We start from the raw sequence: 21793 nt of genomic DNA, 5'->3' as shown, positions 1-21793 counted from the left end.
GCTGATGGCAAATCTTTGATAATTGTTTGATATTCCATTGTAAGTGATGGGATTTAGCGATATACTGTAAGTGGCTCATTTGGACTAACCTCCTGTTTGTTTGGTCACTTACAGTATAGTTCCATTGTAAGTGATGGGATTTAGCGATATACTGTAAGTGGCTCATTTGGACTAACCTCCTGTTTGTTTGGTCACTTACAGTATAGTCCTTTTGCGCTTTTTATTGTATTCTGAGAGTAACTAGCACCACGAGTTAAAACATGATTTATTTATCACAGCTACTCAAAACGTGACAAACAATCGCACACGAACAACATATAAACGCTCGATTAACCGATTTTCGCAATGGGCTAAAGATCACAATCTAAAAAAGAAAGAGGAGATTACAGAAGAAGTCATTCAAGCCTATCATAATGATTTAAGTAATGATCCAAGAGAATACACAGCAGCCACTATTCATACCTATCTCGCCCCAATCTGCAAGGCCTCAGATATCAATATGAATAGAATAAGAAAACACAAGCGGACTAGCGATAAAATTATACGTGGTCGAAAACGTGACAAAAATGCACAAGGAAAGCGACAAGAGAACGACTCTCGCTTCTCTCGCGTTATTGATTTTCAAAAAGCAGTCGGTATTCGTAGAAGCGAGTTGAAAGAGTTAACAGGAGGAGATTTAAAGAAAGACGTCTACGGAAACTATTATGTAATTGTGAAAAGAGGGAAAGGTGGTAAGTACCAAGAACAGCTGATTTTACCCCAGGATGTTCCAGTCATACTGAAAACATTTCAAAATATTACAAGGGATAAGAAGGTTTTTTCAGAACAAGAAATGAATAATCTGATTAACTTTCATGGCATGCGTGCCCAACACGCGCGAGACTGTTACTTCTACTTCTTAGACAAAATACAACGAAATGAGAACTACGCTAGAAGTCTTAAAAGACAGTTAATCAACTTTTGGGAAATTGGACATCAAAAACTGTGGGAGGAATCAAATAAAAAATTTGTGAAACAACGTAATACTTTTATCTACGATTTAAGAGATGAAGCATATAAACTCCGAGGCGCAAATTATAAAAAAGCACTCCAAACAGGAATGCCTACTACCTATAACCGTCTTGCTCTCATGGCTGTATCCGTCTTAAACCTCTCTCACTGGAGACTGTCTGTCACAATCACAAATTATATTTTATAGCCTGATGTTTATTTGAAATTTACGATATGCTAACTTTCAATAAAGGAAAAAGCTACTTTATTCTATTCATCAGAAATAGTACCAATCTCAAACCAAAGATAAACAACGTAAAATTGTTTGTCTTTTTCTATATCCTAATCAGCCATTTGGAATAAAATATCCTGAATATCGTGCTATTTTTTTGAAAAAATTGTTTTTATTTTGAACTTTTACGGCATAATACTTTTGTATACAAAAAGTGTAATTTATAAAATTTTATATCACTGCGAAAAGTTAACTTTTTAGATTAAAAAATATTGAAAGGAAATTACCTTATGACTAAAATAAATTGGAATTGGACTCTTTCAGAAGTTCTAAAACAAAAAACACAACCAATGATAATGATTAGCGAGAAGAAAGGAAATGAGTATATAACTGATGTTATTCCTGTTTTAAATGTGGTGCCACTCGGTTCAATTGAAGAAATTGACGGAAAGTTTAGATACTCTATCGTATACATCAACAACGATCTGGAATATTCTATCAAAGCATCAAACGAGGTGGAAATGAAATATTGAACGAATATCCAGTGAATGTTGCAGCAGATAAACTTGTGAAAAAAGTAATTCACAATATGCAGTGGAACAAAAATAAAAAGGTTATCAATGTAAACGACCAAACCGACAACAATAACCCCACAACACAACAAAAATAGCAACGACCATTTCTGTTGTTGCTATTATCTCAAAATATGATGAAAAAAACAAATATAAGGAGTAGATAATATGCAAAATACAACTATAAATAAAAATGACCTAGTAAAGCTAGGCTATACAGAACATACAGCAACGGTTATTATTAGACAAGCAAAACAAATTATGGTACAACAAGGATATGCTTTTTATCATAATCGTCGGTTAGGGCGAGTACCTGTCACGACCGTTGGATCAATTCTTGGTATTTCACTTCTCGATAATTTAAAGGAGGAGTAAATAACTATGTCTCAACAAACAACTAAATATACAGGTGTCTATATTGATGGACAAGGCAAATTTTTTTATCAAACTGAACTTGGCGTAGATAGAATCACAGGAAAACGAATCCGTAAAAAAGGACGCAAAGACCAGAATGGAAAAGTTTTCACTTCTGCTAGTGAAGCATATAAAGAGCTAACTCGTATAAAACGGGAGTATCACAAATCTCAAGGATTCTCAAACTACAGAATGACCTATAAGCAATTCATGGATACTTATTATATTCCCTATTATAAAACAACGGTTCAAGATAGCACATTTAGTGTTCGTGAAAAAAACTTAGAGAAAATTCGTGATAGATTTGCTGAGACTTCTTTAAGAAATATCAGATTGGAACAGGTTCAAGCCTTTCGAACATGGCTATTAATGGATAGCAACGATGGTGGTTCGGGATACTCACAAAGCTATGCCAGCTTAATTTTTGGTATGTTTCGTAAATCTTTAGACTACGCTTTACAAATGGGGTATATTGAGCAAAATATATCTACGAGAGCTAAAGCAATTCCAAAAGGGAAAGCTATTGTACCGTACTGGAATAAAGCAGAATTTGAAGCAGTCATCTCAACGATATTTTTAGATGATGTTTATGAACACCTTTGTTTCGTCATGCTATGGACTTACTTTATGACTGGTGTGCGTGTAAACGAGGGTTGTGCATTACAGTGGGCAGATATTGACTTGAGTAAAGCACGAATTCGTGTCCATCATATGTTGGTCGTAAAATCTAAATCTGAATGGTGGCGTAATTCATATACTAAAACTGAAGATGGAAAACGCATGATTAGCATTGATAAAGATACTATTCAAATACTAAAACGGTGGCGAGAAATTCAAAAAGAATTTGGTTTAGGTAAGGAAAACGATTTTGTGTTTTCTTATGATGGTTTTCCTATGTTAAAATCTACAATATCAAGAATTATAAAGCGATATGCAAAACTAGCAAATATTAAACCAATACAAGCTAAAGGCTTACGACATTCTCATGCTTCATATTTGATTAATGAGTTTAATGTGTCCATTTTAATTCTATCACGTAGACTTGGTCATTCTAGCCCAGAAATTACTTTGAAGCATTACTCACACCTATGGAGTGGAGCCGATGAAACTATTACGAGTAATATGGTTGGTAATATAAACTTTTGCCCTTCAAACAAAAGCTTAGTCAAGTTTAATGGCAATCAGTCACTATTACCAGAACGATTATCAACCCCACCAGCTTCCCCACCAAAAATAGTTGAAAGTCTAACAAACTCTGATATATCAACGTTTATAAGAAGGTTGTAACTATTGAGTGGGAGTAAAATAATCCAGTGGATTATTTTAGCCCGAACCTAAAAATAAAGGAGTTAGGAGAATCAATTTCTATGAAATCACAATTGAGTTCCACTCCCATTCTTTTCATATCCGTTAAGTAAACAAAATAGCACCCGCTTCAAGGTGCTATTTTTTATCTAACTTCTCTCAAGTCTGCTTGAGTATAACGAATAAGATTTACATCTTCGTTTGTCAATAAATATCTCGGCGATACCCAAATTCAAGTGCCAAAATAATCAACTTATCATCTTGAATATGGCAAATCAATCGGTAATCACCGATACGGTAACGCAACTCCTTAGCATGATTGCCTTTGCCTGTCAAGCCTTTTCCGTTCGCTCTTGGATTATCGGTCCCTTCTAAATACTTATCTATCCTAGCAAATAGTAACATCTGAATTGGTTTATATAGTTTTTTAATCTGCTTTTGAGCCTTTTTCAAATATTCTAGTTGGTACATCTTACAAGCCTAGGCTTGATGATAAATTTTTAAATCATACTCATTTTTAATGTCACACTCTAGGGCTTCTTTAAACAAGCTAGAAAGGCTTTGCCATGTCAAACGTATCTTGAAAAGATTCCATTCATTTTCATGAAGGTTGATGGATAATGGTACCGTCCATATCCGTAATGACGCCATTTTGGTAGACACGATAGAGAGTGGTATCATTTCCTTGTAGAAGGTTAAACGGTATGGCATCTGTACGATTATAATTATCTTCAATTACTTGCCATTCTTTTTCACCCAATATCATAGTGGCATAGTTGATTGTATCTTGACCGCTTTCAAGGGCTACACCTGTGTTTTTACCATGTAAAGCATCTACAGCAGATAAACTACTGCTCGGTTCTGTACTACTTGAAGAAGCAGTTGAACTGCTACTGACCGTCTGACTTGTAGTAATGGAGGAACTTTCCTTACTAGACTGGTCTTTACCTTGGGAACAAGCCGTCAATAACAACAAAGTTGATAGTAGAGTAAAACATATCTTGTAGGTCTTTTTCATCTGTATCTCCTCCTAATCTCTATGGATGGTGAAGCCTGTTGCTTGCTGGGTAGCCATAATAGTCATATCTGAGATCTGAACATGACGAGGCTGGTTGACCACAAATAGAACGCTTTGCGCAATATCCTCTGTTTGTAGTGCTTCAATGCCTTGGTAAACTGTCGCTGCTCTTTCCATGTCTCCATGAAAACGCACCGCACTAAAATCTGTCTCAACAATCCCTGGCTGAATGGTCGTTACCTTGATATTTGTCTCAATCGTATCAATACGGATACCGTCACTCAAGAACTTGACTGCTGATTTGGTAGCTGCATAAACTGCTGCACCAGCATAGGCATAAATCCCTGCTGTTGAGCCAATATTGATGACATGGCCTGTATTTCGTTCAACCATGCTTGGTAAGATCTGTCTGGTCACATACAGCAAGCCCTTGACATTGGTATCCAGCATGGTGACCATATCAGACACTTTCGATTCATAAAATTTATCAAGTCCTAAAGCTAATCCCGCATTGTTGACTAGGATATCTATTTGAGGAACCTGAGCAAGAATCTGCTCACAAATGGCTACTACTTCTGCTTCTTGTGTGACATCCATTTGATAGTAATGGACAGTGACGCCATATCTTGCTATCATGTCTGCCTGAATCTCTTTTAACTTCTCCACTCTTCGTCCCGTAATAATCAGATGATCTCGATTTTCAGCAAATGCATAGGCAATCGCCTTTCCGATACCACTTGTCGCGCCAGTAATCAATACATATCGTGCCATATCGCCCCTCCTTTTCTCATCTTCATTATACCACTTTTTTTGAGAAAAATGAATGGAGAGAAGAAAAAAGCAGAAAACCATAAATAGTGTCTGCCTTTTTGCTCTTTTTTGCTTCTAAAATAAAGTCATCAAACGAATCAAGTAGACATTGAAGGATACTTGCCGTGAGTAGTAGATATTCCCGCCATTCACATAGAGTTTGCCGCCGTTTAACAGGGCCATGGGGTGATAATAGGTATAGGTTGCGGCGGTGGTATTCCCAAGACTAGGGGCAACCACTTCTTTTGAATAGGTTGTTGCTAACTCAATCGTATTTTTCCCACCATTTTGGGCAATGTAATCAATATAAGCTGGTCCATAATTATAGGCTTGAACAGCTGTCCAAACATCGACCTTGGCTTCTTCTGCAAGGGTTAGATTTTGAGTGAGATACTCCACACCCTGGCGGATACTTTCCTTGCTATCTGTAATTGTATCTGCATATCCTGAAGCTGATTCGCTTGATTGCATGACATCAGCTTGCTGCCCCTTCGTTTCCGTGTAAATCATTGCTAGTACTAATTCTTCATTAGCCTTGGTATCATTTTGGGCTAAGATTTCCTGCACCATGGGTTGATAGGTCATGACCTGTTTGACAGCTTGGTGCACTTTGTAGAATTGATAAGCTAGAAAAACAAGGACGATGAGGGCAATCGTTCTTGTTAGTTTTCTCATGTTATTTGCTCTTAATGTCTTCTATATTCTTGATCAGGATAGAATAAGTCCCATTGTCATTCTGGATAAATTCAACGGACTCAGCATCCTCATAAATAGTTGTTGGAACAATCAGCTCAATCCCATTTGAGAGGGATAACTTCTGATTTTCAAACTTTTTCAATTGTCGGCTACTGTCAATTTCCTCAAAGCTCACTGTTTCTGGAATAACATCTTTGAGCTCGTCCACAAATGTGAGGCGGGCAGTTAAGTTACCATCAAAGAGTTGATTGGCCAATTTCTCTGGAGATAGGGCATTGTCTTCTTCCAGGTGATTGAAAATAGCTGACTTGACTTTGGATTGAAATTGGAAATCAGCTTGGTTGAAATTCTCCGCAATTTTTTGAGCCGTTTGCTCAACTGCCTTTATCGATTTCTTGGCTGAAATAACTGGATTGTCTTGTAGGACATTATCTGAAAAATAATTTAAAAAAGTTCCATTATACTTAATCCGTTTTTCAATCAGGTGATATTTGTGGGTTTGCAAGTTGAGAATCAGAGCCTCATCAGGAGCAGAACCTGCACTAGGCAGATTGTTCTGGGTGAGTTTGAGGGGGCTATCGCTTTCTGCACCTACATGGACTAAACTTTCTCGAAGTGAGATGCGTAAAAAGGCAAAATGTTCCACTCCATTTTTCTCAAAGTAAATAAAAATCAAGTCGTTGGTTTTAAGGTTTTCTGAAACGGAAAATTCTTCTTTCCACAGATTGGCAATCGAGACAGAAGTCTCTAGCAAATTATCGGACAGATAATCAAGAAAGGAGCTTTCAGCTCTCAATTGACCTGTCTTTGCTTCATCGGAATAGGAACGTTCGATTTTCTTTCGGAGATACTCCTCAATCTTTGGGGTAATCGTTAAGATCTTATCTGCTAGATTCAGTTCGGTATCTTCTGGACTGAACTGATGAATAACAGCTTCTTTAATATAAATGTCCATGAAGGTTAAGCCTCATAAAGCGGAAAGGCATCTGTTAGGGCCCGTACTTCTTGGCGCACTTCTTCAAGAACTGCTTCATTATCCGCATTTTCTAAGGCTTTTACCGTCAATTCAGCCACCTTGCGGGCTTCTTCAATACCGAATCCACGAGCAGTAATCGCTGCAGAACCAATTCGAATACCACTTGTCTTAAATGGTGACAAGGTTTCAAATGGAATAGAGTTTTTATTTAGGGTAATATGCACTTCGTCCAAGAGATTTTGGGCTACTTTTCCATTTTCAACGACCTTAGTCACATCAACAAGGAAAAGGTGATTGTCTGTTCCACCTGTAATAACGCGGAATTTGTCATGTGCTAGGAAAACATCTGCCATCGTCTTGCTATTTGCAATAACATTTTGAGCATATTCCTTAAAGGCTGGATCTAAAACTTCCTTGAAGGCAACTGCTTTTGCAGCAATCACGTGTTCCAGTGGTCCACCTTGGATACCAGGGAAGATAGCAGAGTTGATTTTCTTTGCCAAGTCCTCATCGTTAGTCAAAATCAAACCACCACGAGGTCCACGGAGGGTCTTGTGAGTCGTTGTGGTTGTGATATGAGCATAAGGTACTGGATTTGGATGCAGCCCTGCTGCGACAAGCCCAGCGATATGCGCCATATCAACCATGAGTTTTGCACCAACGCTGTCTGCAATTTCACGGAACTTTGCAAAATCAATGATACGTGAATAGGCAGAAGCCCCTGCGACAATAAGTTTTGGTTGTACTTCTTTTGCTTGGGCTAAAAGGGCATCGTAGTCAAGCAATCCCGTTTCTTTATCAACGTTGTAAGCGACAAAGTTGTAGGTTTGACCAGAAAAGCTAACAGCAGCTCCGTGGGTCAAGTGCCCCCCTGCTGCTAAATCCATTCCCATGACTGTATCGCCCGGCTCAATCAAAGCCATGTAGGCTGCACAGTTGGCTTGGCTACCAGAATGAGGTTGGACATTGGCAAATTTTGCGCCAAAGATTTCTTTTGCACGCTCAATGGCAAGACTTTCTACAATATCGACGCATTCCGTTCCTCCATAGTAACGGCGACTAGGATAGCCTTCTGCGTATTTATTGGTTAAAATAGAACCTTGAGCGGCCATGACCGCTTTTGAAACAACATTTTCTGAAGCAATTAATTCAATATTGTGTTGCTGACGCTTTTCTTCTGCGGAAATAGCATCCCATAGTTCTTTATCAAATTCCTTGTAATCTTCTTTATCAAAAATCATGCGTTCTCTCCTTTAAATGTGAGTTCTGGTAGCTGAGCGAGAAGGTCCTCGCAGGTGATAGCACCTTGGCGTAAAATCTGAGCCTTTTCTTCTGACAAGTCCAAAATCGTCGAATCTTGTCCTGTTAAGAAATCGTCATCTTTTACCCCGATAACCTCTCCATGGAAGTCCTCTATAATCTGATCAAACAAGACACCACTTGTCTTTCCAGAGAGATTCGCAGACGGTCCAATCAGAGGTCCAAATGATTTAATCAAATCAAGTGTCACAGGATGGCTAGGAATCCGAAAACCAACTGTCTTCATCCCAGAATTAACCCAGTGAGGGACTTGGTCATTTGCTTGTAAAATAATAGTTAAGGGACCAGGTAAAAAACGGTCAACGAGTTGCGGTAAGAAAGCTGGTTGGTTTTTGGAAAAGGCTAGAATCTCTTCTAATGAGGCAACATTTAAATTCATCGCTTTATCTAGCGGACGTTTTTTGAGAGCATAGACACGTTGTACGGCTTCTTTATCTAAGGCACGACCAAACAAGCCATAGACTGTTTCTGTAGGGAGTACGACTGCCCCACCAGCTTCTAACATCTGTGCAATCTTATCCATCATCCACCACCACCATCCTATCCTGACCAAATTGGTCTTTGAGAACTCGGACACGTTTTTCTGGAAAAGCCGTTTGGAAAATGTCTTTTACTTGTTGTCCCTGCTTATAACCAGTCTCTAGGTAAACTTTTCCTTTTTCCGTTAGAAATTCTGCTGCCCTTTTCGCAATCTGTCGATAAATGACAAGTCCGTCTTCGTCTGCAAATAAGGCTATGTGTGGCTCTGAATGAAGCACATTTAAGCCAACTTCTTCCACATCTTCTCGTGCTATATAGGGCGGATTAGAGACAATCATGTCAAATGGCCCGTCTATATTTTCCCAAACATCCGACTTGATAAAGGATAGCTGCACCTGCTGCTTATGGGCATTTTCTTGAGCAACAGCAAGAGCATCTAGTGAAATGTCTGTTGCCGTTACCTTCCAGTTCGGCTGCGCCTTAACAAGACTGATTGCAATAGCCCCACTTCCTGTCCCAATATCTAAGACAGAAAGATTTTCTGTCGGATTTTCAGCCAGAATCAAATCCACCAACTCCTCTGTTTCAGGACGAGGAATCAGCACGCGCGGGTCTACCATCAATTCCAGACCATGAAAGTCGGCTTTCCCGATAATGTACTGAGCTGGATAGTGATGCGCCAGCTGCTGGAAAATCAGCTCTAAGAGATTCTCATCGTCTTTCGTTACTTCTTTCGTCAGCAATAAGACGAAATCTGTCAGAGTCAGCTTCTTCAATGCACGAAAAGTATAGGCTAGACTTTCTGGCTCCTCTCCCACCTCGTCCAACTTGCTTTCATAGTGCGAAAACAATTGTGCGTAATTCATTATTTGTTTAACTCTTCTAATTTTTGTGTTTGGTCATAGAGTACCAAGGCATCAATCACCTCATCCATTTTACCAGATAAAATCGTGTCGAGTTTTTGAAGCGTCAAGCCAATGCGGTGGTCCGTTACACGGTTTTGAGGGAAATTGTAGGTACGAATCCGCTCTGAACGATCCCCTGTACCAATCGTTGACTTACGCTCTGCATCTTGTTCATCTTGGGCAATCTGCGCAAAGTGGTCTGCTACTCGGGCCCGAATGACCTTCATTGCCTTGTCGCGGTTTTTCTGCTGGGTTCGTTCTTCTTGCATTTCTACCTTGATATTGGTTGGTAAATGGACAATCCGCACAGCAGTTGCCACCTTATTGACGTTCTGTCCACCAGCACCTGAGGCATGGTAAATGTCAATCCGCAAGTCTTTTGGATCAATGTCATACTCGACCTCTTCGATTTCTGGCATAATCAAGACCGTTGCCGTTGAAGTATGGACACGCCCTTGGCTCTCTGTAACAGGTACACGTTGCACACGGTGAGCCCCTGATTCGTACTTCAACTTAGAATAAACCGATTGACCCGATACCATGGCAACAACTTCTTTGATACCTCCAACACCATTATAAGAAGCCTCCATGACTTCAAAGCGCCAGCCTTGGCTTTCTGCGAATTTTTGGTACATGGTCAGCAAATCTCCTGCAAAGAGGGCTGCTTCATCACCACCAGCGGCCCCACGGATTTCCAAGATGATATTCTTGTCATCATTTGGGTCTTTTGGCAGGAGCAAAATCTTCAATTTTTCTTCGTAGGCTTCCTTATCAGCTTTAGCTGTCTTGAGCTCTTCCTTGGCCATTTCTTCTAGGTCAGCATCACCAGAAGCATCCTTAATCATCTCTTCTGCATCAAGAATATTTTGCAAGACTTTTTTATACTCACGGTAGGCTGTTACCGTATCACGGGTTGCTGCTTCTTCTTTTGATAAGTCCATAAAACGTTTGGTATCGCTGACCACATCTGGGTCGCTCAGCAATTCCCCAAGTTCATCGTAGCGGTCTTCCACCGCCTGCAATTGATCATAAATATTCATCTTTTCTCCTATCTTTCTGGTGCAAAATAGTGTCTGCGACACACGGGTATATAGGTTTCATTGCCCCCGATTTGAATCTGCTCCCCCTCATAAACCGGCTCACCATTCACCGTCCTCAAGACCATGGTTGCCTTTTTGGAACAATACTGACAAATGGTCTTAATCTCATCTAGCTTATCAGCTAGTAGTAACAAATGCTTCGAACCCTCAAATAAGTCGTTGCGAAAATCATTTTTTAAACCAAAGGCCATGACCGGCACGTCTAGTTCATCGACCACGCGCGCAAAATCATACACATGTTGCTTAGTCAAAAACTGAGCCTCATCAATGAGCACACAGTAAGGTTTTAAGGACAAATCAGCAATATAATCATAGACATCCATTTCCGCTGTAATGGCAACTGCTTCTCGTTGCATTCCGATACGACTAGCAACCACTCCCACACCTGCTCGTGTGTCTAGTGCTGAGGTCATGATCACAACATTCTTGCCCTGTTCCTCGTAATTATGCGCCACTTTCAAAATCTCAATGGTCTTTCCAGAGTTCATGGAACCATATTTAAAATAAAATTGAGCCACTTTTTTCTTTCCAATCTATCAAACTCATTCATTCCATTCTACCATAAATTCACCAAATGCGGTACTAGAGAAAAAGAAAAAAACGTTTCCGTTCGGCTATCGCTCTCCTAAGAAATATGCTATACTAGTCCTAGTAAAGAAAAAGGAGAACCTTATGCCATTTGTACGAATTGATTTATTTGAAGGGCGGACAGAAGAACAAAAAATTGCGCTTGCACGTGAAGTAACAGAAGTTGTCTCTCGGAATACTAATGCTCCAAAAGAAGCGATTCATGTCTTCATCAACGACATGCCAGAAGGTACCTACTATCCCCACGGTGAAATGAAACGCAAAGGATAATGGGCGTCTATATTGTCCCTTGAGAATGTCGATTTCTCAAGTTTTTTTCTTGTTTGAACCAACCTTTTCCTTGCTACTAACTTTGCATATGCCCTTTTCTATTGATACAAAAAAGCCTTAGAAAACTCCAAGGTTTCGCTATATACGACTATTTTGTAGTGATCTGTTTTGCAACATAATTTAAGCGAATATTGAGACAAATACCACAGATGAAAATTCCCACGACAAGACCAATCCAATAAGCAAACGGCCCTAGCGATGTTCGGCTATCAAGTAAAAAGGCAATTGGAAAGGTCATGCTCCAGTAGGAGACAAGCCCAATAACAAAGGGAATCGTTGTATCCTTGTAGCCTCGTAAAATACCTTGTATCGGTGCAGTAAAAGCATCAGCCAGCTGAAAAAAGAGGGCATAGGTCAGAAATTGAGAAGTGAGCTCAATAAAGGCTGAATCATGACCATACAGAGTTGCCACCATTGGTCTAAAGAAATATAGGAAGGACAAGGTTAGGGAGGCAAATCCGATGGCGCTCAAACGGCCCAAGAGACTATATTCTCTGACATCTTGATAGCGCTTGGCACCAACTTCATAGGAAATTACAATTGGTAAGGCCGAAGAAATACTTAAAGGAAAGGCATATAGTAATGTTGCAAAGTTCATCGCAGCTTGATGTGAGGCAATCACCTGTGAAGAGAATTTAGACATATAGAGTCCCGCAACTGCAAAAATCGCAACTTCCGCAAAAATCTGCAATCCAATTGGCAGACCGATTCTCAAATCTTCTTTTATAAAGGACCGATCAAGCGTGCTAATCTTCCAAATTTGATATTCCTTGACCTTGGGATGACAATACATAACCATAAGGACAATCAGAAGAACCGCCCAATAAGAAAGGGCTGTACCCAATCCAGTACCTGCTCCTCCTAGTCTTGGTAAGCCCCATCTTCCATAAATCAACAGATAATTGAAAAAGGAATTAAAGGGCACAATCAAGAGCATCAAATACATGGATAGTCTTGTTAAGCCAAGGGAATCAAAAAAGGAACGAAAAACGCTGAATAACAAAAGGGGAAAAATACCAATCGAAATATAAAAGAGATAGCACTCTGCCACTTGGAACACCGCTCTTTCCAAACGAAGCGTACCTAAAATAGGCACCGCACCCCCAAAGACAAGAAACAGTAAAATCAGGGCAAGCCCAAGGGCTAAATAGATAAATTGGTGCAATTCTTTACGAATAGATTCCTTAGCACCGCTACCCAAATGCTGTCCAATAATCGGAACAAGGGCTGACACAATCCCCGTCGATAAGGCAAAAAAAGGATTCCACAAACTGGTCGCCATCGAAACACCGGCTAAATCTACCGTACTGTATTGGCCAGTCATCATGGTATCGATAAAACTGGCTGAAAAGTTCGCAAATTGATAAATTAAAATGGGCACAAAAATCTGTATAAATAAGCGGATTTTTTCTCGCCAAGTTGCTGTTTGGTACATGAATACTCCTAGTTTTTTACATATCTTGTTAATTTATTTTTATTTTAAGGAAGAAGTGAACAAATGTCAACTTAAAGAACGTGAAAAGGAAGGTCAAGCATTACTGCTAGCCTTCCACTTCTTGTCCCCAACTTTCTTTACTACTCTCTCATCCGTAAAGTCAGCGAAAAGGCCGAACCCTGACCCAATTCACTTTGGACCGTAATCTGACCATTGAGTTGATGAGCGAGTTCCTGAGCGATATATAAGCCCAATCCATAGCCACCGGTACTCATATTGCGAGAAGATTCCACACGGTAGAGGAGTTTAAAAATCTGATGCAATTCTTCCTTAGGAATCCCTTGTCCATAATCTTTAACGGTGATTGTTAGCTGTTCATCCGTTAAGAAAGCCTGAATCTGTAAGGGCGATCCACTTGGAGAATACTTGAGCGCATTGCTGACTAGATTGACCAAAATGCGCAGGAGCTTATCATAATCACTGATTATTTTAGCAGAGCTAGGCTCTACCTGAATATCCACTTCTCGTTCTTCTTGGTCTAGCTTCAATTGAAACTCTGACAAGGTATCAATCAGCAGCTTATCGATGAAAATAGCTTGCAAGGGGCCTTCTTCTCGCTCAAGCGTATTGAGAGTGACATTATTGAGAGATTCGACCAATTTATTGAGCCGATCGGTCTGCCTTCGAATGGTTTTGAGATAATAATCGCGTTCATTTTCTAGAATTAAGCCGTCTAGCATTCCCTCAATTGTCGCCTGAATAGACGTAATCGGTGTTTTAATATCGTGAGAGAGTTGCGCAATCATGATATTTTTTTCTTTTTCGCTCGTTTCTAATGACTGAAAACTATCCTCCAACTTTGAGGTCATCGTATTTAAGGTTTGGGCAAATTCCTGAAATTCAATCGGACTGTGAATATCATCAATGGTTTCAAAATGATTTTGAGAAATCCCTTCAATATGATTGGTTAATTTTTCCAAGGATGTAAAGACCCGCCTCATCAGTATTAGGCTGACAAAAGCTCCCACAAGACTAGCAACAAGCGTTGTCAAGAGAATAAAAATTTCCCCTTTTTCAGGAATCAGCATCCGATTAACCGCCCACATGAGGGATAAGAAGATGATCAAGGTGGAGGTCAAGTAGCCGATGAGAATAAAATATTTTAACTTCATTTACACCTCCAACTTATAACCTAGACCCCAAACAGTCTTAATGGTAGGGGTCTCAGGCGTCGCATATTTTGACAGAGCATTCCGAAGACCATGGATATGGACATTGAGTGTATTAGTATCATCAATATATTCTTCCTGCCAGACCCGGTCATACAGCTCTGTTTTTGAAAAGACCCGTTGCGGATTGCTCAACAAGATCCAAAGCAATTCAAATTCTTTATTGGTCAAGTTTAATTCCTTATTTTGAATAAAAGCTTGGCGCGTGATGTGATTAATGTTTAAATCTCCCACTTGGACATATTCTTCTTGCTGGTGATTCCGATGAATACGGCGCAGGATATTATTGACCCGCAAGACCAATTCCCTTGGACTAAAGGGTTTACTGATAAAATCATCTGCTCCTAAGCTGAGCGAGTAAATTTTATCCATATCGGAGGTTTTTGCAGTGATGAACAAAAAAGGCTGATCAGGCGTGATTGCTTGCACTTCGCTGATTAAGTCATAGCCATCCATAATAGGCATCATGATGTCCGTGATAATCAAGGCAATAGATTCTTTTTTATAGAGTTCCAATGCCTCTGCTCCATTGTGGGCAATGTGCACTGTATAACCTTCCTGAGCCAAATAGCGGCGATTGATTTCGGTAATCTCAATCTCGTCATCGACTAATAAGATTGTTTTATTCATCACAAAACCTCCTTCATACAAAATAGTGTTATACTCCTGCAAGTATAACACTATTTTGGCAAATCTTTCAAGTCATACTCTAAAAAAATCCTTAGTAAATACTCTATTCTTATTAGACAAGCGAATTTTTTCTAAGCAGACAAGAAATCATTGAATGTCATTCATTTTCTGATTTTTTACGCAAAGCCAATCCTGCAAAGCTAGCCAAGGCCATTCCAATCAGCGTAAGGGTAGCTGAACTTTCTGAACCTGTCTGTGGAAGTTCTTTCTTCATCATCTTATCTTGCATCATAGCTGCTGGTTTTTCTTGCTTCATATCAGTCGCTGGACGTACCTCAGTTGAAACTGCGGTGTCCTTCATTGTTTCTGGCATAGATACTTGATGTGATTGAACTTGCGGAGCATTAGCAACTGATTGTTGTGTAACGAGAGCTTTAAGAATTGGTTGCTGTACAACTGGTGCTTGAGTGTTTGAATGCTGCATAGCTGGATTCTTGATAAATGGCGCTTGGCCAGTTGGTCTTGTCATAGTTGGATGATTGAACATTGGGCGATTCATTGTTGGCATTTTTTGAGATGGCAACATAGTATGACCCGGTTTTACTGATGTCATATGCATTAGGTTAGGTACTTCAACGTATACTTGACGTTCTGCAATGACATTCATTAAATCAGCTTTACCATCTTTATTTCCATACACTTTAACCGTTGCTTTAAAGACATGTGAACCACCTTTCAAGACATCTAGTAAGTCCTTGCCTGTCTTATCTGTTGCTGCTCCGTCAAGGGCTACTTGATAATAATATTGACCCTTTGTAAGAGTATCAAGAGGCAAGATAGGAGCGTTCATGGCAGAACCGTTGTCAGACCAAGGAGCTTTGTTAGATGCTTTAAGAAGCAAGCGAGTAAGCATGCCGTCTCCACCGAAGAATTCAAACGGGATGACTCCGTTCACGCCAGCGAGGAATGGACCTGTTCCATCTACATTGGCATTCTTGAGGTAATCCGCTGGTACTTCTGTCTTCGCTTTAAGATTCAACTCGATAGCATCCTTCACATCTGTCGCTGCCGTCAATCCATTTACGTTTACTTTCACTTGGCGAGTGGCTACTACGTTGCTTTCGTCTGCCTTGCCGTCTTTGTTTCCGAAGACATTGACGGTTGCAGTGTAAGTGTGTGTGCCAGCGTCTTTCAAGGCATTGATGAGGTCTTGTCCTGTCTTACCAGCCGCATCTCCATCAAGAGCTACCTGATAATAATATTGACCCTTTGTAAGAGTATCGAGAGGCAAGATAGGAGCGTTCTTGGCAGAGCCATTGTCAGACCAAGGAGCTTTGTCAGAAGCACCGAGGAGCAAGCGAGTAAGCATGCCGTCTCCACCGAAGAATTCGAATGGAATTGTGCCATTTACTCCGGCAAGGAAAGGGCCAGAACCATCAGCGTTAGCTTTTTCAAGATAGGCTGCAGGAACGGTTGTTTCTGTTTTGATATTTTCCTCCACGGCTTTCTTCACATCTGTCGCTGCCGTCAAGCCATTTACGTTTACTTTCACTTGGCGAGTGGCTACTACGTTACTTTCGTCTGCCTTGCCGTCTTTGTTTCCGAAGACATTGACGGTTGCAGTGTAGGTGTGTGTGCCAGCGTCTTTCAAGGCATTGATGAGGTCTTGTCCTGTCTTACCAGCCGCATCTCCATCAAGAGCTACCTGATAATAATATTGACCCTTTGTAAGAGTATCGAGAGGCAAGATAGGAGCGTTCTTGGCAGAGCCATTGTCAGACCAAGGAGCTTTGTTAGATGCTTTAAGAAGCAAGCGAGTAAGCATACCGTCCCCACCGAAGAATTCGAATGGAATTGTGCCATTTACTCCGGCAAGGAAAGGTCCAGAACCATCAGCGTTAGCTTTTTCAAGATAGGCTGCAGGAACGGTTGTTTCTGCTTTGATATTTTCCTCCACGGCTTTCTTCACATCTGTCGCTGCCGTCAAGCCGTTGATTTTCAAGCTAACTGCTCGTTCTGCAACAACATTACTTTCGTCAGCTTTATCGCCGTTTGCACCAAATACTTTAACAGTCGCAGTGTAAGTATGGGTACCAGCTGCTTTTAATGTGTTAATCAATTCTTGACCAGTCTTACCAGCAGCGTTTCCATCAAGAGCAACTTGATAGAAGTAAGTTTTTGGTGGCAAACTTTCAACAGGTAAGATAGCTGGATTTTCTGCCTTACCATTATCAGACCAAGGAGCATCCTTAGCTGCTTTTAATAATGTGCGAGTCAACATACCATCTCCACCAAATGCTTCAAATGGAATTGTGCCATTGACACCTGCAAGGAAAGGGCCTGTGCCATCTTCGTTGGCTTTTTCAAGGTAGGCAGCAGGTAATTCTGTCTCATCATTGATTGTATCTTTAATTTCTTCCTTAACAACTTCAGGGGTCACCCCTGTAGCAGGACGATCTGCTCTAAAAGTTGTTCCTTCAGGAATTTTTTCTCCCTCCTCTTCTTTAGTAACTTCCGTTTCAGCAACCTTTTCTCCCTCAGGCTGTTTATCTAAAACTGGTTCACTCTCCTTCTTATCGTTTGCTGGAGCAAGTATTTCTTCTTTAGGCTCTATGATTTCATCAGCTTGAACACTTGTATGATATCCTAGAGAAATGAAAAATCCGCTAGCGATCAAAACAGAAGCAACTCCTGCCTTAAACTTACGAATTGAAAATACTGTATATCGTTCTCTATTTGCCATTGCTGGCCTCCTTTATTTTTGATATAGGAATTATAGCAGAACTTTATTAAGTAGATGTAAGCGAATTCTTAATTATTTCTTAATTATTTCTTATTTTTTATCATTTATCTTGTTTTCAGGATATTTTGTAAATAGCTATCAATACTCGTAAGAACCTCCGATATCTCCTGACCGCTAAAGATATGGTCTGCTCCGTCTACCACTTTTAATTGGGCATTCGGTATGCTCTCTACTGCTCGTTCAGCGTAACCTAAGGGAATGATAGCATCCTGACTCCCCTGAATAATCAGTGCTCTTGCCTGAATCTGTGGCATCTGTTGATAAATGTCATAATCTAAAAGATTTTCAAAATAGACTTTACCAAGATTTGTTCCCCTATGGTTATAAATCGCTGGAATGTTTGCCGTATCTTCAAACAAGTCCCGTGCATCATCAAATAAAACAAAAGCAGCATTCAATGTCACTAGTCCCTTAATCTGCGGGTTCTCACTAGCAACAAGGGTTGACACAACACCACCCTGACTATAGCCCATGAGAATCAAAGCATTCGTATCCACATGGTCCTCATTACTCCAATGGTTCAGCACAGCCTGCAAATCAGCCTGTTCAGTAAACACAGACATTTCCAGTATACTGCCTCCACTCCTACTTTGAGCGCTACCGCCAACAAAGTCAAAAGCATAGACTAGGTAACCCTTATGAGCAAGTTGCTCAGCATAGGAAGCAACAAATTCCAAGGTGTTGTTAAAGCCGTGCGAAATAATAATCATAGGTAGCTGCTTATTCTGATACCCTGCTGGGGCAAACAAACGACCGTAAATCTGATAACTATCTCGAGGAATGAACACTTCTTCCTGTATAATTTCCTGACTAGGTACTATCCTATCCTTTTGGGCAACTTCTTCTATTGAGCTACTTTGCTGGGGGGTCTGCATGCTCGATGAATGACTGGATGGACTAGCAGCAGGTGTTTGCTGTTTCGCGCAAGCGGTCATTACTGTCCCTATCCCAAGTGTAGAAGCTATAGCAAGTATGACAATTTTTTGTTTCATCCTTTCTCCTCTGCGTAGAAAGAATCCGCTGAACGCTCTAGCCAGCAGATTTTATCTTATCTAGTATTAGTGGGCATCACCATTCCAAATTGAATTTTTCACAATGACATAATCTACATGTTTCAAGCTCGAAATATCCTTGCCACCTGCGTAAGAAATTGAGCTTTGCAAATCTTGTTCCATTTCAATCAAGGTATCTTTCAAATGTCCTTTAGCTGGCAACAAAATTTTCTTACCTTCTACGTTCTTATAAGCCCCTTTTTGGTATTCAGAAGCAGATCCGTAGTATTCTTTGAATTGTTCGCCGTCTACTTCAATCGTTTTTCCTGGGCTTTCAATGTGACCAGCAAAGAGTGAGCCAATCATGACCATGCTTGCCCCAAAACGAATGGATTTAGCAATATCACCATGGGTGCGGATACCGCCATCTGCGATGATAGGTTTACGAGCAGCTTTGGCACACCAGCGTAGGGCAGCTAATTGCCAACCACCAGTACCGAAACCAGTTTTCACCTTGGTGATACACACCTTCCCTGGGCCAATCCCAACCTTGGTCGCATCTGCTCCTGCATTTTCTAATTCACGAACTGCCTCAGGCGTTCCAACATTTCCTGCAATCACAAAGGTATCTGGCAATTCTTTTTTGATGTGTTGGATCATTCGAATCACGCTATCGGCATGACCGTGAGCAATATCGATGGTAATATATTCTGGTGCATCGTCTTTCAACTGGGTCACAAACTCATACTCGTATTCTTTAACCCCAACTGAGATAGAAGCAATCAAGCCTTGTTCATGCATACGCTTGATAAATGGAATTCGTCCAGCTTCATCAAAACGGTGCATGATATAAAAATAACCATCTTTTGCCAATTGCTCTGCTACATTTTCATCAATAATGGTCTGCATGTTTGCAGGTACAACCGGTAGTTTAAAGGTATGGTTTCCCAAGGTTACCCGAGTATCCGCCTCTGCACGACTCTTGATGATACATTTGTTTGGAATCAATTGAATGTCTTCATAGTCAAAAATAGGGAATTCGTTAAGCATTTCAGCTCTCCTTTAGATAAAATGACCTACCTATGCTATCTTGCATCGCTACGCCTTTCTTGACGTTTCCTTAACTTATTATACAGAAACGTTTGTTTTTTGTCAATTTTAAAACTATATCACTTTCAAATGTTCGTTTTATATAGATATTTTTATTTTGTTATATAAGCATTGTTCGTTTCTTGGTCGAATAATCTTCAAAAAGTTCTCTTTTCGCTGAGTAACTAGAGGGTTCAGAAATACGCAATTCTCCAAGATATGAGAATTCTCTCCGCAAAAAATCACAATCTGACGACTGCAATGAGAGAAAAATATATTCTTACTATTCCTCAATCAAATTCATATAACTGAGGGTAGTTGGCACATTCTGGATTCTTAGGATGACACACCTCACGACCAAAATAGATCATGGCTTGATGAGCTTTGAGCCACAATTCTGGCGGCAATACTTCCATGACGCGCTTTTCTGTTTCAAGCGGTGTGGCTGATTTCTTGACAATATCATGGTGCTTACAGATACGACCAACATGAGTATCCACCGCAAAAGCAGGAATACCAAAACCAACACTCATTACCACATTGGCAGTTTTCCGTCCCACTCCTGATAAAGCTTCTAATTCTTCTCTGGTTTGCGGTACGATACCATTGTGTCGATCCAGCAACTGCTGAGCGCATTCTTTGAGGAATTTTGCCTTGTTACGATAGAGACCAAGCTGTGAAATATAGCTGGCAATTTCCGATTCACTGGCTGCTGCCATTTTTTCAGGGGTCGGTAGGGCTGCAAATAAAGCTGGTGTTGCCTTGTTTACCGCTGCATCCGTTGTCTGGGCCGATAACATGACTGCCACCAACAGTTCAAAATGATTGCGAAAATCCAAACTAGGCTTGGCATCAGGATATAGGGCAATTATTTCTTCAATTACTTTTCTAGCTCGTTTTTTTGATAAAACCATACACTCTCACTTCTTCTATTCTTCCTTAAGTCCTATTATAACATACAGGGTAGCAGAAAGAAAAAAACTGGTTTAACGGATAGAGTTCTTCCATACTTCGCATTTCATTTTTCGTAAGCGCCCCATAACGAGGTATCTACCGAGATTGTCAGTTCTCCAGTATACTGTTATAAAAACAAAACTGGAGGTTTTTTTATGTCACACCCCATCGTCCCATTGACTGTTCCCCAATCTCGACGCTTTGAAAAGAAAAGCAGAAACGATATTCTGATGAAAATTCGTCTCGGCAAAGTGGAAGTCACATTCTTCCACTCTATTAACCAAGAGGTATTGGAAACAATCTTGGATAAGGTACTAGTCTATGACCATCCGACTCAGTGATTTAGGACAAGTTTACTTGGTTTGTGGGAAAACAGATATGCGCCAAGGGATTGATTCCTTGGCCTATCTTGTCAAAAGTCAGTTCAATCTGGATCCCTTCTCAGGACAGGTCTTTCTCTTCTGCGGAGGTCGAAAAGACCGGTTCAAAGCTCTTTACTGGGACGGACAAGGATTTTGGTTGCTTTACAAACGCTTTGAGAATGGGAAATTGACCTAGCCAAGTGATGAAAATGAAGTCAAAGCCCTAACATCTGAACAAGTTGACTGGCTGATGAAAGGATTTTCCGCCTTTCCCAAAATAAATGCTTCAAAAAGTCGTGATTTCTATTGAAATCATGGCTTTCTTTTCGGTATAATAAAGAAAACAGGAGGATGAGACTATGGAAGAGTTAGTAGCCATTATTAAACAACAAGCAGCTGTTAGCCAACAACTCACAAATGAACTTGCCCTCCTTCGTGAACAGGTGGCTTATCTGACTCAGAAACTCTACGGAAAGTCATCAGAGAAGGTTGTTTATCAACCTGGTCAGTTGAGTTTATTTGGTGAGGAGAGTCTCCTAGAGGAAGACGCTGACTTACCCAGT

General features: G+C 40.4%; 27 protein-coding genes. 9 read left to right on the top strand and 18 right to left on the bottom strand.

Features of this window, described 5'->3' with window-relative positions; genetic code table 11:
- The first annotated feature begins 289 nt into the window (after nt 1-289).
- The 5 genes from ABPH35_RS06345 to ABPH35_RS06325 all read left to right on the top strand — a co-directional run bounded on the left by ABPH35_RS06345 (nt 290) and on the right by ABPH35_RS06325 (nt 3495).
- Nucleotides 290-1198, top strand: coding sequence for a phage integrase N-terminal SAM-like domain-containing protein (locus ABPH35_RS06345; RefSeq protein WP_349988878.1), 909 nt, complete (start codon nt 290-292; stop codon nt 1196-1198).
- Between the two features lie 314 nt (nt 1199-1512).
- Complete coding sequence (locus ABPH35_RS06340) at nt 1513-1755, top strand: hypothetical protein (RefSeq protein ID WP_349988879.1); 243 nt, start codon at nt 1513-1515, stop codon at nt 1753-1755.
- A complete protein-coding gene (locus tag ABPH35_RS06335) occupies nt 1752-1892 on the top strand; it encodes a hypothetical protein (protein ID WP_368849673.1) in 141 nt (46 codons plus the stop codon). Before ABPH35_RS06340 ends, ABPH35_RS06335 begins: the two co-directional genes overlap by 4 nt.
- 70 nt (nt 1893-1962) lie before the next feature.
- Nucleotides 1963-2169, top strand: coding sequence for a DUF3173 domain-containing protein (locus tag ABPH35_RS06330; protein ID WP_349988880.1), 207 nt, complete (start codon nt 1963-1965; stop codon nt 2167-2169).
- Between the two features lie 6 nt (nt 2170-2175).
- Nucleotides 2176-3495 carry a tyrosine-type recombinase/integrase gene (locus ABPH35_RS06325; protein WP_349988881.1) on the top strand — a complete coding sequence of 440 codons (1320 nt, stop codon included), beginning with the start codon at nt 2176-2178 and terminating at the stop codon, nt 3493-3495.
- 222 nt (nt 3496-3717) lie between these two features.
- Here ABPH35_RS06325 and ABPH35_RS06320 read toward each other — a convergent pair whose 3' ends face one another.
- The 11 genes from ABPH35_RS06320 to ABPH35_RS06270 all read right to left on the bottom strand — a co-directional run bounded on the left by ABPH35_RS06320 (nt 3718) and on the right by ABPH35_RS06270 (nt 11336).
- Complete coding sequence (locus tag ABPH35_RS06320) at nt 3718-3984, bottom strand: type II toxin-antitoxin system RelE family toxin (protein ID WP_349988882.1); 267 nt, start codon at nt 3982-3984, stop codon at nt 3718-3720.
- A 9-nt stretch (nt 3985-3993) separates the two neighbouring features.
- Complete coding sequence (locus tag ABPH35_RS06315; RefSeq protein WP_368849672.1) at nt 3994-4164, bottom strand: DUF6290 family protein; 171 nt, start codon at nt 4162-4164, stop codon at nt 3994-3996.
- Nucleotides 4115-4531 (bottom strand): hypothetical protein, encoded by a 417-nt coding sequence (locus tag ABPH35_RS06310; protein ID WP_349988902.1) that lies wholly within the window; start codon nt 4529-4531, stop codon nt 4115-4117. Before ABPH35_RS06310 ends, ABPH35_RS06315 begins: the two co-directional genes overlap by 50 nt.
- A gap of 12 nt (nt 4532-4543) precedes the next feature.
- The gene (locus ABPH35_RS06305; protein ID WP_349988883.1) at nt 4544-5302 is read right to left on the bottom strand and encodes an SDR family NAD(P)-dependent oxidoreductase; all 759 of its coding nucleotides are present in this window, start codon (nt 5300-5302) and stop codon (nt 4544-4546) included.
- Between the two features lie 114 nt (nt 5303-5416).
- Nucleotides 5417-6016, bottom strand: a complete 600-nt coding sequence (locus ABPH35_RS06300) for a lysozyme family protein (RefSeq protein ID WP_349988884.1) — start codon at nt 6014-6016, stop codon at nt 5417-5419.
- A 1-nt stretch (nt 6017) separates the two neighbouring features.
- Complete coding sequence (locus ABPH35_RS06295) at nt 6018-6992, bottom strand: nucleoid-associated protein (RefSeq protein WP_349988885.1); 975 nt, start codon at nt 6990-6992, stop codon at nt 6018-6020.
- 5 nt (nt 6993-6997) lie between these two features.
- Nucleotides 6998-8254 (bottom strand): serine hydroxymethyltransferase, encoded by a 1257-nt coding sequence (gene glyA, locus ABPH35_RS06290; protein ID WP_349988886.1) that lies wholly within the window; start codon nt 8252-8254, stop codon nt 6998-7000.
- Complete coding sequence (locus ABPH35_RS06285; protein ID WP_349988901.1) at nt 8251-8856, bottom strand: L-threonylcarbamoyladenylate synthase; 606 nt, start codon at nt 8854-8856, stop codon at nt 8251-8253. Before ABPH35_RS06285 ends, glyA begins: the two co-directional genes overlap by 4 nt.
- Nucleotides 8849-9679 (bottom strand): peptide chain release factor N(5)-glutamine methyltransferase, encoded by an 831-nt coding sequence (gene prmC / locus ABPH35_RS06280; RefSeq protein WP_349988887.1) that lies wholly within the window; start codon nt 9677-9679, stop codon nt 8849-8851. Before prmC ends, ABPH35_RS06285 begins: the two co-directional genes overlap by 8 nt.
- Complete coding sequence (gene prfA, locus ABPH35_RS06275; RefSeq protein WP_349988888.1) at nt 9679-10758, bottom strand: peptide chain release factor 1; 1080 nt, start codon at nt 10756-10758, stop codon at nt 9679-9681. Before prfA ends, prmC begins: the two co-directional genes overlap by 1 nt.
- Before the next feature lie 8 nt (nt 10759-10766).
- Entirely contained in the window at nt 10767-11336 is a 570-nt protein-coding gene (locus tag ABPH35_RS06270) for a thymidine kinase (protein WP_349988889.1), read from the bottom strand.
- Between the two features lie 154 nt (nt 11337-11490).
- On the opposite strand from ABPH35_RS06270, the gene ABPH35_RS06265 reads away from it, so the two are divergent.
- Nucleotides 11491-11676, top strand: coding sequence for a 4-oxalocrotonate tautomerase (locus ABPH35_RS06265; protein WP_067090338.1), 186 nt, complete (start codon nt 11491-11493; stop codon nt 11674-11676).
- Between the two features lie 148 nt (nt 11677-11824).
- Here ABPH35_RS06265 and ABPH35_RS06260 read toward each other — a convergent pair whose 3' ends face one another.
- From ABPH35_RS06260 to nth, 7 genes are all read right to left on the bottom strand, one after another.
- Complete coding sequence (locus tag ABPH35_RS06260; RefSeq protein WP_349988890.1) at nt 11825-13171, bottom strand: MATE family efflux transporter; 1347 nt, start codon at nt 13169-13171, stop codon at nt 11825-11827.
- Between the two features lie 140 nt (nt 13172-13311).
- A complete protein-coding gene (locus tag ABPH35_RS06255) occupies nt 13312-14343 on the bottom strand; it encodes a sensor histidine kinase (protein WP_349988891.1) in 1032 nt (343 codons plus the stop codon).
- Nucleotides 14344-15030 (bottom strand): response regulator transcription factor, encoded by a 687-nt coding sequence (locus tag ABPH35_RS06250; RefSeq protein WP_349988892.1) that lies wholly within the window; start codon nt 15028-15030, stop codon nt 14344-14346.
- A 157-nt stretch (nt 15031-15187) separates the two neighbouring features.
- Nucleotides 15188-17773 carry an SSURE domain-containing protein gene (locus ABPH35_RS06245; protein ID WP_368849671.1) on the bottom strand — a complete coding sequence of 862 codons (2586 nt, stop codon included), beginning with the start codon at nt 17771-17773 and terminating at the stop codon, nt 15188-15190.
- Between the two features lie 104 nt (nt 17774-17877).
- Entirely contained in the window at nt 17878-18825 is a 948-nt protein-coding gene (locus ABPH35_RS06240; protein ID WP_349988894.1) for an alpha/beta hydrolase, read from the bottom strand.
- Nucleotides 18826-18891: 66 nt separating this feature from the next.
- Entirely contained in the window at nt 18892-19875 is a 984-nt protein-coding gene (guaC, locus tag ABPH35_RS06235) for a GMP reductase (protein ID WP_349988895.1), read from the bottom strand.
- A 329-nt stretch (nt 19876-20204) separates the two neighbouring features.
- The gene (gene nth / locus ABPH35_RS06230) at nt 20205-20828 is read right to left on the bottom strand and encodes an endonuclease III (protein ID WP_349988896.1); all 624 of its coding nucleotides are present in this window, start codon (nt 20826-20828) and stop codon (nt 20205-20207) included.
- A gap of 195 nt (nt 20829-21023) precedes the next feature.
- Here nth and ABPH35_RS06225 point away from each other — a divergent pair, with 195 nt between their 5' ends.
- From ABPH35_RS06225 to ABPH35_RS06215, 3 genes are all read left to right on the top strand, one after another.
- The gene (locus tag ABPH35_RS06225; protein WP_349988897.1) at nt 21024-21209 is read left to right on the top strand and encodes a hypothetical protein; all 186 of its coding nucleotides are present in this window, start codon (nt 21024-21026) and stop codon (nt 21207-21209) included.
- Nucleotides 21190-21426, top strand: coding sequence for an IS66 family insertion sequence element accessory protein TnpB (gene tnpB, locus ABPH35_RS06220; protein ID WP_349988898.1), 237 nt, complete (start codon nt 21190-21192; stop codon nt 21424-21426). Before ABPH35_RS06225 ends, tnpB begins: the two co-directional genes overlap by 20 nt.
- A gap of 163 nt (nt 21427-21589) precedes the next feature.
- The coding region (locus ABPH35_RS06215; RefSeq protein WP_349988899.1) for a transposase at nt 21590-21793 on the top strand (204 nt) is incomplete at its 3' end.

Source organism: Streptococcus handemini (genome assembly GCF_040984445.1).
Classification (GTDB): domain Bacteria; phylum Bacillota; class Bacilli; order Lactobacillales; family Streptococcaceae; genus Streptococcus; species Streptococcus handemini.
Note: the sequence above shows the minus strand (reverse complement) of the source record. Positions and strands in the feature narration are given on the sequence as shown.

Coding starts and splice junctions, on each gene's coding strand:
- ABPH35_RS06310 (WP_349988902.1), bottom strand. CDS start 4,531: ATGAAAAAGACCTACAAGATATGTTTTACTCTACTATCAACTTTGTTG.
- ABPH35_RS06300 (WP_349988884.1), bottom strand. CDS start 6,016: ATGAGAAAACTAACAAGAACGATTGCCCTCATCGTCCTTGTTTTTCTA.
- ABPH35_RS06295 (WP_349988885.1), bottom strand. CDS start 6,992: ATGGACATTTATATTAAAGAAGCTGTTATTCATCAGTTCAGTCCAGAA.
- tnpB (WP_349988898.1), top strand. CDS start 21,190: ATGACCATCCGACTCAGTGATTTAGGACAAGTTTACTTGGTTTGTGGG.
- prmC (WP_349988887.1), bottom strand. CDS start 9,679: ATGAATTACGCACAATTGTTTTCGCACTATGAAAGCAAGTTGGACGAG.
- ABPH35_RS06240 (WP_349988894.1), bottom strand. CDS start 18,825: ATGAAACAAAAAATTGTCATACTTGCTATAGCTTCTACACTTGGGATA.
- ABPH35_RS06305 (WP_349988883.1), bottom strand. CDS start 5,302: ATGGCACGATATGTATTGATTACTGGCGCGACAAGTGGTATCGGAAAG.
- ABPH35_RS06265 (WP_067090338.1), top strand. CDS start 11,491: ATGCCATTTGTACGAATTGATTTATTTGAAGGGCGGACAGAAGAACAA.
- ABPH35_RS06330 (WP_349988880.1), top strand. CDS start 1,963: ATGCAAAATACAACTATAAATAAAAATGACCTAGTAAAGCTAGGCTAT.
- prfA (WP_349988888.1), bottom strand. CDS start 10,758: ATGAATATTTATGATCAATTGCAGGCGGTGGAAGACCGCTACGATGAA.
- ABPH35_RS06285 (WP_349988901.1), bottom strand. CDS start 8,856: ATGGATAAGATTGCACAGATGTTAGAAGCTGGTGGGGCAGTCGTACTC.
- ABPH35_RS06325 (WP_349988881.1), top strand. CDS start 2,176: ATGTCTCAACAAACAACTAAATATACAGGTGTCTATATTGATGGACAA.
- glyA (WP_349988886.1), bottom strand. CDS start 8,254: ATGATTTTTGATAAAGAAGATTACAAGGAATTTGATAAAGAACTATGG.
- ABPH35_RS06320 (WP_349988882.1), bottom strand. CDS start 3,984: ATGTACCAACTAGAATATTTGAAAAAGGCTCAAAAGCAGATTAAAAAA.
- ABPH35_RS06260 (WP_349988890.1), bottom strand. CDS start 13,171: ATGTACCAAACAGCAACTTGGCGAGAAAAAATCCGCTTATTTATACAG.
- ABPH35_RS06340 (WP_349988879.1), top strand. CDS start 1,513: ATGACTAAAATAAATTGGAATTGGACTCTTTCAGAAGTTCTAAAACAA.
- ABPH35_RS06245 (WP_368849671.1), bottom strand. CDS start 17,773: ATGGCAAATAGAGAACGATATACAGTATTTTCAATTCGTAAGTTTAAG.
- ABPH35_RS06250 (WP_349988892.1), bottom strand. CDS start 15,030: ATGAATAAAACAATCTTATTAGTCGATGACGAGATTGAGATTACCGAA.
- guaC (WP_349988895.1), bottom strand. CDS start 19,875: ATGCTTAACGAATTCCCTATTTTTGACTATGAAGACATTCAATTGATT.
- ABPH35_RS06255 (WP_349988891.1), bottom strand. CDS start 14,343: ATGAAGTTAAAATATTTTATTCTCATCGGCTACTTGACCTCCACCTTG.
- ABPH35_RS06225 (WP_349988897.1), top strand. CDS start 21,024: ATGTCACACCCCATCGTCCCATTGACTGTTCCCCAATCTCGACGCTTT.
- ABPH35_RS06315 (WP_368849672.1), bottom strand. CDS start 4,164: ATGGCGTCATTACGGATATGGACGGTACCATTATCCATCAACCTTCAT.
- nth (WP_349988896.1), bottom strand. CDS start 20,828: ATGGTTTTATCAAAAAAACGAGCTAGAAAAGTAATTGAAGAAATAATT.